The sequence below is a fragment of the Sphingobium sp. R-21 genome (genome assembly GCF_049913335.1).
Taxonomy (GTDB): domain Bacteria; phylum Pseudomonadota; class Alphaproteobacteria; order Sphingomonadales; family Sphingomonadaceae; genus Sphingobium.
Genome location: NZ_CP184375.1, coordinates 56,459 through 69,592 on the forward strand (window position 1 = coordinate 56,459; position 13,134 = coordinate 69,592).

Genomic DNA, 13,134 nt, shown 5'->3' on the forward strand with positions numbered 1-13,134 from the left:
GGCTGGCCGGCCGGCGCTGATTGAGGGAAGGCGCCGATCGCCATCATCTTAATCCCGCCGGGGCTGCGACATACGTCCCACCGGACTATGCCCGTGCTTCAGGCTGTGGCGACCTTCGACGCGATCAGATCCCGCGGGTTGAAGGCCGGATCAGCTAACATCGCCGCACTCACACGATGGTCGACCGCCAGCAGCTTTCGACCGAGCACATGATCGCTCACCGCATTGACGGATTCGATCGCGACGACGCGCTCGTCGCGCAGGTAGAAAACGGAGAATTTTCCGTCTTCCAGCGACCCGCGCACAACCTCCTGCTGCGCATCCTGGGAAAAGCCGACCATCTGCAATTTCATGTCGAACTGATCCGACCAGAACCAGGGCACGGACAAGTTGGGCATGGTCCTGCCGGCGATGGCCGCGCCGGCAGCCTTGCCAAGGTCGGTCGCATTCTGCACCGATTCCAGGCGCATGTCGCGCCCCGCGAACAGGTTCATGCCGAATGCGCAGTCGCCCGCCGCGAACATCGCGGCATTGGCCGTCCGACCGCAGCTGTCGACATGGATCCCCTGCCCGCTGGCGAGGCCAAGCGGCTCTGCCAGCCCCGTATTGGGCACCGCGCCCACCGCCATCACGACGAGATCTGCAGCATGGACCACATCATGGCTGTCCCGCACTCCCGTGACCTTGCCCTGGTCCCCTTCGATCCGCTCCACGCCTGTCGCGGTCAATATGCGGACACCTTCAGCCGCGAACCTGCGCTCGACGAAATTCGAGATCACGGGCCCGGTCACCCGCGCCATCACCCGCGGCAACCCTTCCAGTACCGTCACGGGCTTTCCCGCCTTGGCGAGCGACGCGGCGAGCTCCAGCCCGATGAAACCGCCGCCGATGATCACGACCGACGACGTCTGCTCCAGCTTCTCGCGAATATGGTTGGCGTCAGCGAGCGAGCGCAGCGTCACGACACCGTCCAGATCGGCTCCGGCCAGCGGTATGCGGCGCGCCTGCGTTCCTGTGGCGAAGGCCAGCTTGTCGAACCCGAACGTCCCCTTGGTCGTGACGACACGGCCTTCCGGCTCGACATGCTCGGCACGCGCGCCGAAGACGACGTCCACCTGATTGTCGCGATAAAAGACTTCTCCGCGCAGCGGCAGGCTTTCGGCGTCGACCGCGCCGGTCAGATATCCCTTCGAAAGCGGCGGCCGGTGGTAGGGCAGAAACGCCTCTTCGGTCAGCATTGTGATCGCGCCGTCGAAGCCATGCTGCCGCGCCGATGCCGCGATGTTCAGCCCGGCATAGGAGCCGCCGACAATAAGCAGCCCGCTCATGTCAGAACTGACGTTCCGGAACCTCGACGCTCAGCCCTTCCAGTTCATCGGTCACGATGATCTGGCAGGACAGGCGACTGTTTCCGGTCCTTTCGCAGGCGGTGTTCTCCAGCAGGTCGTTCTCGACGTCATCCATGGCCGGCAGCCGGTCGATCCACTGCGGATCGACATAGACATGGCAGGTCGCGCAGGAAAGCGTGCCGCCGCAATCCGCATCGATGCCCGGAACACCGTTGATCGTCGCGGCCAGCATCAGCGAGCGCCCAGCAGCGACGTCCACCTCCCGCACGTCCCCCTGATGGCTCTTGAACGTCACTTTTGGCATCATGATCTTCCTGTACTAAACCCACCGGACCATCCGGCGCACGCCCCATTATCCTTCAGGCCCAACCTGGCCGGCGGGTACTTCGATGACAGAACCCGCCAAAGGCCGCTGACTGCCTTTCCCCGGCTCTAGCCGCAGGGACCGTGGAGAACATGGTCCAACCGGACGATGGATAAGCGAGGGTTCCCCGGAATAGGGCAAAGCTGACGCCTCGCTCCATCCGACTCCCGCAGAAGGACCGCCTCATGGCCATTTACAATTTAAAGCGCCCGCAATTGCTGGAAGAACGCTGCCTGATCGGAGGGCAATGGATGGACAGCGAGGCAAAGATCGCCGTGCGCAATCCCGCGACCGGGGAAGTGATCGCGAACGTGCCGCGTTTTGGCCATGCCGAAACCACGCGCGCCATAGAGGCCGCCGCACAGGCCATGCCCGCCTGGGCAGCCCGAACCGCCAAGGACCGTGCCGCGATCCTGCGCCGCTGGTTCGACCTCATCATCGCCAATACCGAAGACCTTGCGGCGATCATGACCGCCGAACAGGGCAAACCGATGGCGGAGGCGCGCGGCGAGGTGGTCTATGCGGCCAGCTTCATCGAATGGTTCGCGGAAGAAGGAAAGCGCGCCTATGGCGACGTGATCCCCGCGCATGACAAGGGGATGCGCCTGCTGGTCGTCAAGCAGCCGATCGGCGTGACGGCTGCGATCACGCCGTGGAACTTCCCGGCGGCCATGATCACGCGCAAGGCGGGACCGGCCCTCGCGGCGGGATGCCCGATGATCATCAAGCCGGCCAGCGCCACGCCGCTGACCGCCTTTGCGCTCTGCCGTCTGGCGGAGGAAGCAGGGATTCCCCCCGGCATCCTGTCCTGCATCACCGGCAACGCCGGGGAAATCAGCGACACATTCTGTTCGAACCCCCTGGTGCGGAAGATCAGCTTTACCGGGTCGACAGAAATCGGTCGCGACCTCATGGCCAACGCAGCGCAGCATATCACCAAGCTCAGCCTGGAACTGGGCGGCAATGCCCCCTTCATCGTGTTCGACGATGCCGATCTGGATGCCGCGGTTGCCGGCGCGATGCAGTCCAAGTTCCGCAACGCGGGCCAGACCTGCGTGTGCGCCAACCGGCTCTACGTGCAGGACGGTATCCACGACGCCTTTGTCGAGCGGCTGGCCAAGGCGGTGGGCGGCCTCAGGATGGGCAACGGGTTTGACGAGGGGGTCACGATCGGCCCCCTCATCAACGAGGGCGCCGTGGCGAAGATCGAAAGCCATATCGGCGACGCACTCGCGAAAGGGGCCACTCTGGTAGCGGGGGGAGGCCGGTCTGACCTTGGCGGCAGCTTCTTCGAACCCACGATCATGACGGGTATGACCAGCGACATGCTGGTGGCGAAGGACGAGACTTTCGCGCCATTGGCTCCGGTTTTCCGGTTCAGCGACGAAGCGGAAGTCGTGCGCATGGCGAACGACACCTGTTTCGGCCTGGCCGCCTATTTCTTTGCCCGCGATCTGGGCAAGGTGTGGCGCGTGGCAGAGGCGCTCGAATATGGCATCGTCGGCGTGAACACGGGCCTCATCTCGACCGAAGTCGCCCCTTTTGGCGGTGTCAAGGAAAGCGGGCTGGGCCGTGAAGGGTCGAAATATGGGATCGAGGATTATCTGGAGATCAAATATATCTGCATGGGCGGCATCTGAAACCCGATCTCGGGGGGAATGGCGGGGCGATGCGGTCGCCCGCCTAAGACGGATCGACATTCAGATGATGACGAGCCGAAAATGGTGATTTTTCGTGACCCGGCGCGCAGCATACTTCCGGTACGTGAGCACTGGAAGCACGGAAAGTCGCCATTTGCAGGCCGTCAGGCCTGAATGTCGATCCGTCTTAAATCCATTCGATCAACAGGCGGCTGAGCCTCAGATGGGCGATCCGCCATTCCCCCTCCGCCACACGCCGATAGCGTTCATGATAATGCCCATAGCCGCGCAGCTGCCGCACCGGACTGCCCTCCGGCATCAGGATGACGTCCCGCATCGGCCATATTCCCTCTGCCTCGTTATCTGACAGAATATCGATCTCGCCCATATGCCCATGATGGACGGTGATCGTCCCCACAAGTGCGCTCGACATCGCCTGCAGGATCGCCGGTTGCCCTTCGATAAGCCCAGCTTGCGGGTCCACCGCCAATCCCGCATGCGCCAGCGCCGCCATTTCCGATCGCATGTCCATGACGGCGTCATCGACAAAAACGTCGATCATGGCTTCCCAATCCCGCTGGTCCATATTCCTGAAATAGCGCGCCTTCAGCATCCGGATCGCTTCGGCATGCGCCAGGTTTCTCTCCGTCATCGGGACAGTGGTGGACATCATCGTCTCCTCTCCTTGTCGACCGTCAGCGGTGCCCGAACTTGCGGATGGCGCGACGTCCCAATGGACGATGTGATGCGGGCTCCCGTCATCCCACAGACCCAATTGGCGGTGTCGCCAACAGGAGAGAGACGATGTCGGAAAAGCCGGCGCCCCATCACCGCATCCCCAACCGGCCTTATGCGTCAGCCACGATCCTGCTTCTGACAGGGTTGTTCTTCCTCATCGGGGGACTGAGGCTGCTGCAACTGGGCGGATCGCCTTATTATGCGGTGTCGAGCCTTCCGCTGCTGGCCAGTGCAGTGATGCTGTTCCGCCGACGGCCCTCCGGCTATCTGCTCTATGCGGTTTTTCTCGCCGGAACGGCGATATGGGCTTGGGCAGAAGCGGGCCCTGCCTTCTGGCCGCTATTCGCTCGGTTGGGTGCACCCCTTTTCCTTGCCGCCGGCATGGCGCTGCCATGGCTGTGGCACCGGTTCGGCGCGCGCCGGCTTGCTGTTGGAACCGTTCTGGTCCTGCTGCTTGGCGCCATGACCTGGACCGTCACGATGCGCCTGCCCAATCCGGACGACGGCTCGATGCCGCCTGTCGCACAGGCGACATCGGACTGGGCGACCTATGGCGGCGATCTCGGCGCAAGCCGCTTTTCGACGCTCGGGCAGATCGACGGCGCCAATGTGGGCAGGCTGGAACGGGCCTGGGTCTATCGAACAGGCGACCTGCCCAGCCCCAATGATGCGCAGACCGCCTGGACCTTTGAAACGACGCCGCTGCAGGTCGGCAACCGCCTGTTCCTGTGCACCGCGCATACGCAGGTTCACGCCATCGATGCGACGACCGGCCGGCGATTGTGGATGTACGACCCCAAGGTCAGCTATGGCTGGTCTCCGCTGAAGGCATGCCGTGGCGTCGCCTATTATGCCACCGCCGACAATCAAGCCGGCAGCGGCGAATGCCGGCAGCGCATCTTCTCCCCGGTCGTCGACGGCGGCCTGCAGGCGCTGGACGCCGTGAGCGGCCGTCCCTGTTCCGGCTTTGGTGAGGGGGGACGCGTCGATCTCAAAAAAGGCCTCGGCCGCGTTCGTCCGGGCTATTATTTCACCACCTCTGCGCCACTGGTCGTCGGCGACAAGGTGATCGTCGGCGCCAACGTCATGGACGGGGCAGAGGTGGGCGAACCATCCGGCGTGATCAGGGCGTTCGATGCCGTCAGCGGAAAGCTCGCCTGGGCATGGGATCTGGGCGCCGGCGATCGCGCCGCAATCAATGGCGCGGATCCCCAGGCGGGCGATTATGCGCGCGGCACGCCCAATTCCTGGGCGCCACTGACGGCGGATGCGCAAAACAACCTGCTGTTCGTGCCCCTGGGCAATCCCACGCCGGACTTTTTCGGCGGAGGACGCAAGCCGGTGATGGAACAGTTCGGCAGCGCCCTGGTGGCGCTGGATACGCGGACTGGCCAGTTGCGCTGGAGGTTCCAGACCATTCACCACGATCTGTGGGATCAGGATCTGCCCGCACAACCCAGCCTGGTCGATTTCCCGATGGGCAGCGCCACTGTCCCGGCGCTCGTCCAACCGACGAAAAGGGGGGAATTGTTCGTGCTGGACCGTTTGACGGGCAAGCCGCTGACCCGCGTCGAGGAACGTCCTGCACCCGGCGGCGCCGTACCGGGAGATTTCACGGCGCCGACGCAGCCCTATTCCGTGGGCATGCCAAGCCTTGTCGGGCCACGACTGACCGAAGCGTCGGCATGGGGGATGACGCCGATCGACCAGCTCATCTGCCGGATCAAATATCGCCAGCTACGCTATGAAGGCCCGCTCACGCCGCCATCGACGCAGGGAACCATATCCTATCCCGGAAGTGCCGGCGTAGTCAGTTGGGGCGGCGTCACCATCGACCGGCAACGCGGCATTCTTATCGTGAACACCAGCCACACGCCGTTCAAGACGACCCTCATACCCCGCGCCAAGGCGAACGCCATGGGCCTTAGCCGAGCACCCAATTCGACCGGAGCTGGCCAGGCCAGCCGTGGATCGCCGGAAACGAAGAGCGGCGCGGAGGCCGGGCTGCCACAAGTAGGGACTCCCTATGCCGCGCAGGCCGTTCCCTTCCTGTCCCCCCTGTTCGTCCCCTGCATCCAGCCGCCATGGGGCCGGATCAGCGCGATTGACCTCAAGACCCGCAAGATCCTCTGGCAGCATCCCTTCGGGACATCCAGCGATACCGGGCCACTCGGCATGAAAGTGGGACTTCCGCTTCCGATCGGCGTGTTCAATACCGGCGGATCGGTTGCGCTCTCCAGCGGGATCTTCTTCATCGCCGCCGCGCAGGACCGTTACCTGAGGGCCTATGAAAGCGCGACCGGCCGCGAGCTATGGCGCAGCCGCCTTCCGGCCGGCGGACAGGCTACCCCGATGACCTATTATTCGCCCGCCAGCAAAAGGCAGTATGTGGTGGTCGCGGCCGGGGGACATGCCGGCATGGGAACCCAGGTGGGCGACTATGTCATCGCCTATCGCCTCCCCTGATCCCTGAAAAAATGGGGCGAACCACTCAGGCCCGCCCCCTTTCCTTGCAGAACGCCGAAGGCTGCCCCAAAACTTAAGCCACGCGGACGCGGAGGCTGTCATAACCCCGCACAAATGCGTCGCGAAGCCTTGGTTCCTCGGCGAGTTCAAGCACCGGCAATCTCGTCATGATACCACGGAACATGATGCGCGCTTCCGTGCGCGCGAGCTGGTTGCCGAGACAGAAATGCGGCCCGCCGGCAAAGGCCAGATGGCGGTTCGGATTGCGCTGAATATCAAAGCTGTCGGGCTTGTCGAACAGGGAGGGATCCCGATTGGCGGCGAGCAGCGACAGCAGGACAGGCGTGCCCGCCTGAACCGGAACGCCACCCAGTTCGACATCAACGACCGGCTCGCGCGGAAGCGACCATTGGGCGGGGCTGCAATAACGCAGCATTTCCTCGACCGCGCCGTCGGTCAGTTCGGGCTGGTCGCGCAGCAGCGCATATTGGTCGGGATGCCGCAGCAATTCGTACATGCCATTGGCGATCAGATTGCCTGTCGTTTCATGGCCCGCCTCTATCAGCATCTGCAACGTGCCCAGCAGTTCGACCTCGCTCAGCCGGTCGCCCTCGCTTTCGGCGCGGATCAGGAGGGAAACCAGGTCATCCCCCATGTTCGCGCGCCTTTGCCGGACAAGGTCACGAAAATAGAGGAAGAAATTGCGATGCGCATCCTCGACCGCCTTCATCGTGGCGGGGCTCGGTTCATGCGTCCGGGCGGCGGCGACGATATCCGCGGTCCATTTGCCCCACAGACCGTGATCTTCCAGCGGAACGCCCATCAGTTCGCAGATCACCCGCTCCGGCAGGAGAAAGGCCAGTTCGCGCAGAAAGTCGAACTCTCTCCTGCCGCTTACATTGGCTATCAGTTCGTCGGTAATCGACTGGATGCGTTCCGCCCATTTCCGTATCTGGGTCGGCTTGAACGCGACTTCCAATATCTGGCGCAGCCGCTTGTGGTCGGGCCCGTCCGCGTTGATCAACATCGCGGTCGATGCTTCCCAGGCCAGTTTCAGCGTCTCGTCCCGCGCGTTGCCTGCCCCATGGGCCAGGGCTTCGGCCACCGCCTGCCTGTGGCGGCTGAAGCACTGGTCGCGATATCCGGTCAGGACATCCTCGAAGCGGGTCGCCACGCGTATGCCATTGGCCTCCGACACCGGGTCGATCTCCCGAAGTTCGGCATAGAGGCTGTCGGGCCGGCCGAAGCCGACCTGGTCGCTCATCGCGCGCTGCAAATCCCGACGCAGGGCCGCTACCCTGCTCTCTCCGTCGTCCGCCATCTTGCTTGATCCTTCAGACCTGCTGCGACTGAACGGCAGGGCACGGCTGCCACGTCCTGCCCGGTTTCGTCCTTTTCAGCGCTTGATCTTCAGTCCGTCGGGCGACTCCGCCATGTGGCGACGATTGCCCATATTGGCCCTGAACGCGTCCTCCAGCGCCTTCTGGGCCGGCGGCAGGTTATGGGCCTGTTCGGCCGTGAAACGGTTGGTAATCGCCGTGTAGCAGGCGATGCCGATGCTGTCGGGCTCGACGAAGGGACAGTCGAGTATCGTACTCGCCTGCGCCAGATGGCTGTCCAGGCTTTCGACCGCGACCATGGGATCGGCAATATGGTAGACGGCGGAAAACTCATAACGGGGCACGGCATCGATCAACTGGATATCGGCCGCCTTGTAGAGGTCTCCGGCGATAAATCCCGTAAGCCGCAAGGTCCGCGGCAGATAGTCCTCACGATACCATTTTATGAACTCGCCTTCCTTGCCCTTCTTCACATTCATGCGGATGAGCAGGACGTCGCCATTGCGCGAGTCATAGGATTCGACCGCTGTCTTTCCCGATAGCGCGGGGACATAATAGAAGTCTTCCGCCTTGTCGATGCGCTGCGCCGAGGTTATCGGCATGCGATCGCTGAAGCATTGCTCGATATGATCGTCGATATTCTGTTGCGTGTCGTTCAGTTCATAGATGCACAGCCAGCGTTGTTCAGGCCCGAAGTGCCGGGCATTATAGCGGAGCTGATAGGGTGATAGTTTCCACCGTTGCACCGCCACGCTGCCCTGCAGGCGCATCGTGTCATGGCAGTGGATATTGGTGTACCAGTCGTTGAATTCATCCTCCTGACCTTCGAAAGCTTCCGTCATGACGATGAAGATGGACGAAAGCGCCTGGCGCGGAGGAGGCGCGGCTGGGCCTTGATCCAGCACCGCGGAAGCGCCCGCTTTTCCGGCCTTTACACTGTCGGTCATGGCTCTCTCCAATTTCCGGCGCCTCTGCCGGCGTCCGTTTAAAATCAGCGCGCAGATCGCGACAAAAGGTCGCATTTCCGGCCGTCGAGCGACACAGCAGCATGCGTTTCGCGCCGGCACCACGTTCGATCGGACGATGCCAATGCGGCATTGGTGCATCATGCGGGTCGGATCGCGATAAAAATGGGAGAGCGAAATGGACCCCAAAGTGCAGCGCCTCGTCGATCATTTCGAGATTCGCGAGGTTATCGAGGCCTATGTCCATGCCTGCGACCGATGCGATCGCGACGCGGTGGAGGATGTCTATCATCCCGACAGTTGGGACGATCATGGTCCGATGAAGATGACCGGCCCCCAGTTCGCCGACGCGGTCACGGACTCGCTGAGTTCGGTCTGGAAGAACGCGACCCATCTGCTCGGCCAGTCCCGGATCAGGGTGGACGGCGACAGGGCGGGTGCGGAAACGACCTTCTTCGCTTCGCTGACCCGTGACGCCGACGGAACGGAAATGCTCGACATGATGGTCGGCCGCTATGTCGATGTCATGGAAAGACGCGACGGCGTCTGGGCGATCAAGGATCGGCGCTGCGTTTCCGAATGGTCCTCCAGCGCCCCCATCGGCGAGGATTTCCTGCGGGGCGATCTCTTCATCCAGGGTTCCCGCTCGGTCAAGGATCCCGCCTATGAAGTACTGAATCTAGTCGCGGGCCGTGCCCGGATCGAGCGATAGAAGGCGGGACCGCCGGACAGGATGACGCCCTCCCGGCAGAAGCCGGGACATGCACGGGAAGTCATGGCATGAGCATATATATCGACGCCAAACCCTATCATGTCGCCTATGTCGTTCCCGACATCGACGCGGCCGTGGACAGGCTGCTGGCATCGGGGATCGGCCCTGCGCATTTCATCCGCGGTACGGAAATGGCGGCGCGTTTCCGGGGGGAATTGATCCGCATCCATGTTTCGGCCGCCTTCGTCGTCATTGCCGGACAATTGACGGAACTGGTGAGCCAGGACGACGACAGGCGCTCGACCTTCACCGAGTTCCTTGACCGCCACCCCTCGGGCGGCCTGCACCATGTGGCTTATTTCAGCAATGATTTCGAAGCCACGGTCGGGGACGCGGCGGCACGCGGCCTGCACCTGAAGCCGCACATGGAATATGTCGATGAAGCCGGAAACGCCTTCGAATCCTATTATGAGCCGCAGGAAAATCCAGACGCTGTTCTTTTGCAGCTCGCGCTGCCCAGCCCGCTCGACCCGGTCTATCGCGCGATCGTCGACATTGCGGACCATTGGGATGGTTCCGATCCCCGCCGCGATTTCTGGGCCTTGGTCAACGAACCCGCCGCCTGACGCCCCGGATGACTCCAAAGGGGTCAGGCGGCCCTCCAGGGCGGCCCTTCAGCCGAGACGGGGCCACACCAGCTTCAGTTTCCGCATGGAATTGACCATCCCGCGCTCCAATATCGCACATTCATCGGCGGCGACGTCGAATTCCGGAATCCGCTGAAGCCATTCCTCGATGAAGATGCGCATTTCAAGCCGGGCGAGCATGGCGCCGATGCAACGATGCTTGCCCTGCCCGAAGGTTGCGTGGCGGACATCCTTGCGGTTGAAATCGACGATGTCCGGATTGTCAAAGCGCCGCTCATCCTGGCCATGGAACATGGTCTGGATCAGGATCCGATCATCCTTCCGGAACAGGATGCCATCATGTTCGATATCGCGGGTGACCACGCGCGCGGTTCCGGTCGCCCCGTAAAAGCGCATCAGTTCGTCGATCGCCCGCGGTATGAGGGCATGATCTTCCCTGAGTTGCCGGCGATGGTCGGGATGCGTGGCAAGGAAGCGCGCGATGACGCCCATGGTCGCCATCACGGTATCCAACCCGCCCAGCAACACGTTCAGGATCATGCTGTGCCGTTCCTCATGGGTCATTTCCCGGTCAAACACCTGCCCGCGCATAATCATGGAAATGACGTCCTCACGCGCACCGTCCGCCCGCTCGGCCATCAACGCCTCGATATAGGCGGACATCTGGCCATAGCCCCAGATGCGTTCCTCCAGCGTCCGCGGGTGGACCGAGGCATCCGCCCACCTCATGAGATCCGCCTTGTCGGATTTGGGCAGATCGGCAAGCTGCATAAAGATCTCGATGGGCAGGATGGCGGAAAATTCGCCGACGAACTCGCACTCGCCCCTGTCGACGAACCCTTCGATCAGCTCGATCGCCAGGGCGCGGATATCCCGTTCCAGTTGCATGATCCGGGCGGGCGTGAATGCAGGCTGCAGGACGTTGCGATAGGCCGAATGCGCAGGCCCATCGGTTTCCAGCGGGATATTGATGAACGGCTTCGCGCCGGCCGGCAGCACGACGTCCTGCATGGAAAACAGTTCTCCATCGCGCTGGCACATGTCAATCTCACGCGCGCGGGTGACGACCCAATGGCCCCCATTTTTGGGCGTCCAGAAGATATCGGGCGCCTCCCGGTGGAGGCGGCGGACGATATCGATCTGATAATCGCTCGTAACCTCGCGGGGCGCTTCATACAGGTCATATTCGTAAACGCGATCGGCTGGCACATGATCGGGCCGAACGGGCTGCGCTGTCTCTTCTGCCATGGTCATCCTCCAATATCCTGTCCGTGCGTGCTTCCCTGTCGGCGAGACGGCCGGGTTTTGAACCGCATCAGTGCAATCTCGCCAGGGCGTCCGCCGAATAATTGCCCAGCTTGTCCCACCGCCGGTCGCGCAGATCGCGGGTCCAGTCCGGATTGGTGATCATAGCGCGCCCGACAGCGACAAGGTCACATTCACCCCGCCCAAGCATGCCCACGACATGCTGGATGCTGCGCGGGCAACGGCCATGCAATTGCCGCTCGGCCGGCCTGTCACCCACTTCCTTGCTCGGCAGCGGATCATGATCCAGCGAGATCGAGCCGACGGTCACGGTGGGCTTGCCGGTGATCCGCCTGGTCCACCCGGCCACATTCAGCGGGCTGCCATCGAATTCGGGTTCCCATACGCGGCGGGTCGAACAGTCGAATATGTCAACGCCCGCCTCCGACAATGGAGTCAGGAAGTCTTCCAGTTCAGCGGGCGTCTGGCACAGCTTCGCCCAATAATCCTGCTGTTTCCATTGGGACCAGCGAAAGAAGACGGGGTAATCCTCGCCGACGGCCTCACGCACTGCCCGTATGACCTCGGTTGCAAAGCGGGTGCGATCGACCAAGCTGCCGCCATAAGCATCCTGGCGCCGGTTCATCTTGTCCCAAAAGAACTGGTCGATCAGATAACCGTGGGCGCCATGCAGTTGCACACCGTCGAAACCCAGGGCCCTGGCGTAGCGCGCGCTGCGGGCGAAACCATCAATGGCTGCGTCGATATCCTTGACGGACGCCGGCTCGGCCACCTGCCTGACCGCCGGCTTGTCGCCAAAGGATTCAAAGGGCAGATACAGGCCCGACGGACTGAGCGGCGCCAGATCGGGATTGGGCGACGCTCCGACTTCGCGGACGGTGCCGCAATGCACCAGCTGAGGGATGATCCGTCCCCCTGCCCCATGTACCGCCTCCACGATGCGGCCATAGGATTCCAGTGCATCCTCGCCATGCAGACGCGCATAACCCGGATGCGCCTGCGAAACGGGATGTTCGACGGAGGCCACTTCAGTGATCAGCAGGCCCGTGCCAGCGGCGGCGCGGCGGCGGAAATAATCGACATAGGCTTCGCTCGGCACGCCATCGTCATTGAAATGGCGTCCCATGGCGGGCATGACGATGCGGTTGTTCAGCCTGAGCCCACGGATTTCAAAGGGATCGAACAAGGGGCCGAGTTCCATGTCCGGCTCATCCAATCCATGCGCAGCCATCGCCGTCCACTTTCCTTCTTCTGTCGCTCCCCGAAGGGCGATGCCCCAGACCGGCCCTGTTCCGTCATCAGTCCGCGATCGGCCCGCCTCGTTCCTCGACCACGCGGACGAGCGTTCGAGAGCGGTCGAACAGCTTTTCCTCATCTTCCGCGATCAGGTCGCCGCCGGGGGGCTGACTGGCAAGCGCCATCGCCTTGTCGAAGGCCGCCTGATCGGCATACCAGATTTCCGTCACCACGTCGAAGCCGCCCACGGACTCAGGAAGAAAGTTGCGCCGGTAATCGACAATCCCGGGCATGATGCTGAGGACCAGCGGCACGTGACGAGTTTCGTAATGGGCAATGAAGGCTGCCCGCGACATGCCTTCCCTGGCCTTCAGAAATGCCATCATCTTTACCGGCATCAACGTCTCCCGT

General features: G+C 62.7%; 12 protein-coding genes. 4 read left to right on the forward strand and 8 right to left on the reverse strand.

Annotated elements, in window-relative coordinates; genetic code table 11:
- Nucleotides 1-98: 98 nt before the first annotated feature.
- Entirely contained in the window at nt 99-1,328 is a 1,230-nt protein-coding gene (locus ACN9MX_RS15090; RefSeq protein WP_363829215.1) for an NAD(P)/FAD-dependent oxidoreductase, read from the reverse strand.
- Nucleotide 1,329: 1 nt separating this feature from the next.
- Entirely contained in the window at nt 1,330-1,656 is a 327-nt protein-coding gene (locus tag ACN9MX_RS15095) for a 2Fe-2S iron-sulfur cluster-binding protein (protein ID WP_363736482.1), read from the reverse strand.
- Nucleotides 1,657-1,898: 242 nt separating this feature from the next.
- Between ACN9MX_RS15095 and ACN9MX_RS15100 the strand changes: the two genes are divergently transcribed.
- Nucleotides 1,899-3,353: an NAD-dependent succinate-semialdehyde dehydrogenase gene (locus ACN9MX_RS15100; protein ID WP_363829217.1), complete on the forward strand. Its 1,455-nt coding sequence runs from the start codon at nt 1,899-1,901 to the stop codon at nt 3,351-3,353.
- A 187-nt stretch (nt 3,354-3,540) separates the two neighbouring features.
- Here the strand turns inward: ACN9MX_RS15100 and ACN9MX_RS15105 are convergent, their stop codons facing one another.
- A complete protein-coding gene (locus ACN9MX_RS15105) occupies nt 3,541-4,026 on the reverse strand; it encodes a nuclear transport factor 2 family protein (RefSeq protein ID WP_363829219.1) in 486 nt (161 codons plus the stop codon).
- A gap of 131 nt (nt 4,027-4,157) precedes the next feature.
- On the opposite strand from ACN9MX_RS15105, the gene ACN9MX_RS15110 reads away from it, so the two are divergent.
- Complete coding sequence (locus tag ACN9MX_RS15110; protein ID WP_363829221.1) at nt 4,158-6,557, forward strand: membrane-bound PQQ-dependent dehydrogenase, glucose/quinate/shikimate family; 2,400 nt, start codon at nt 4,158-4,160, stop codon at nt 6,555-6,557.
- Between the two features lie 73 nt (nt 6,558-6,630).
- Here ACN9MX_RS15110 and ACN9MX_RS15115 read toward each other — a convergent pair whose 3' ends face one another.
- A complete protein-coding gene (locus tag ACN9MX_RS15115) occupies nt 6,631-7,878 on the reverse strand; it encodes a cytochrome P450 (RefSeq protein ID WP_363829222.1) in 1,248 nt (415 codons plus the stop codon).
- Between the two features lie 75 nt (nt 7,879-7,953).
- Nucleotides 7,954-8,844, reverse strand: a complete 891-nt coding sequence (locus tag ACN9MX_RS15120; RefSeq protein WP_363752444.1) for a hypothetical protein — start codon at nt 8,842-8,844, stop codon at nt 7,954-7,956.
- Between the two features lie 196 nt (nt 8,845-9,040).
- On the opposite strand from ACN9MX_RS15120, the gene ACN9MX_RS15125 reads away from it, so the two are divergent.
- Together ACN9MX_RS15125 and ACN9MX_RS15130 are read left to right on the forward strand one after the other, a co-directional pair.
- Nucleotides 9,041-9,574, forward strand: a complete 534-nt coding sequence (locus ACN9MX_RS15125; protein WP_133651465.1) for a nuclear transport factor 2 family protein — start codon at nt 9,041-9,043, stop codon at nt 9,572-9,574.
- Nucleotides 9,575-9,642: 68 nt separating this feature from the next.
- Nucleotides 9,643-10,200 carry a VOC family protein gene (locus tag ACN9MX_RS15130; RefSeq protein ID WP_363752448.1) on the forward strand — a complete coding sequence of 186 codons (558 nt, stop codon included), beginning with the start codon at nt 9,643-9,645 and terminating at the stop codon, nt 10,198-10,200.
- Nucleotides 10,201-10,248: 48 nt separating this feature from the next.
- Here ACN9MX_RS15130 and ACN9MX_RS15135 read toward each other — a convergent pair whose 3' ends face one another.
- The 3 genes from ACN9MX_RS15135 to ACN9MX_RS15145 form a co-directional block, all read right to left on the reverse strand.
- Entirely contained in the window at nt 10,249-11,469 is a 1,221-nt protein-coding gene (locus ACN9MX_RS15135) for a cytochrome P450 (protein WP_363829224.1), read from the reverse strand.
- A 67-nt stretch (nt 11,470-11,536) separates the two neighbouring features.
- Nucleotides 11,537-12,718: an NADH:flavin oxidoreductase gene (locus tag ACN9MX_RS15140; protein ID WP_426387708.1), complete on the reverse strand. Its 1,182-nt coding sequence runs from the start codon at nt 12,716-12,718 to the stop codon at nt 11,537-11,539.
- 67 nt (nt 12,719-12,785) lie between these two features.
- Nucleotides 12,786-13,121, reverse strand: coding sequence for an EthD domain-containing protein (locus ACN9MX_RS15145; RefSeq protein WP_363829228.1), 336 nt, complete (start codon nt 13,119-13,121; stop codon nt 12,786-12,788).
- Between the last annotated feature and the right edge of the window lie 13 nt (nt 13,122-13,134).

Bases quoted from the DNA above. Each gene is read 5' to 3' on its own strand.
- ACN9MX_RS15120 (WP_363752444.1), bottom strand. From the start codon at position 8,844: ATGACCGACAGTGTAAAGGCCGGAAAAGCGGGCGCTTCCGCGGTGCTG.
- ACN9MX_RS15095 (WP_363736482.1), bottom strand. From the start codon at position 1,656: ATGATGCCAAAAGTGACGTTCAAGAGCCATCAGGGGGACGTGCGGGAG.
- ACN9MX_RS15145 (WP_363829228.1), bottom strand. From the start codon at position 13,121: ATGCCGGTAAAGATGATGGCATTTCTGAAGGCCAGGGAAGGCATGTCG.
- ACN9MX_RS15100 (WP_363829217.1), top strand. From the start codon at position 1,899: ATGGCCATTTACAATTTAAAGCGCCCGCAATTGCTGGAAGAACGCTGC.
- ACN9MX_RS15125 (WP_133651465.1), top strand. From the start codon at position 9,041: ATGGACCCCAAAGTGCAGCGCCTCGTCGATCATTTCGAGATTCGCGAG.
- ACN9MX_RS15110 (WP_363829221.1), top strand. From the start codon at position 4,158: ATGTCGGAAAAGCCGGCGCCCCATCACCGCATCCCCAACCGGCCTTAT.
- ACN9MX_RS15135 (WP_363829224.1), bottom strand. From the start codon at position 11,469: ATGGCAGAAGAGACAGCGCAGCCCGTTCGGCCCGATCATGTGCCAGCC.
- ACN9MX_RS15140 (WP_426387708.1), bottom strand. From the start codon at position 12,718: ATGGCTGCGCATGGATTGGATGAGCCGGACATGGAACTCGGCCCCTTG.
- ACN9MX_RS15130 (WP_363752448.1), top strand. From the start codon at position 9,643: ATGAGCATATATATCGACGCCAAACCCTATCATGTCGCCTATGTCGTT.
- ACN9MX_RS15105 (WP_363829219.1), bottom strand. From the start codon at position 4,026: ATGATGTCCACCACTGTCCCGATGACGGAGAGAAACCTGGCGCATGCC.
- ACN9MX_RS15090 (WP_363829215.1), bottom strand. From the start codon at position 1,328: ATGAGCGGGCTGCTTATTGTCGGCGGCTCCTATGCCGGGCTGAACATC.
- ACN9MX_RS15115 (WP_363829222.1), bottom strand. From the start codon at position 7,878: ATGGCGGACGACGGAGAGAGCAGGGTAGCGGCCCTGCGTCGGGATTTG.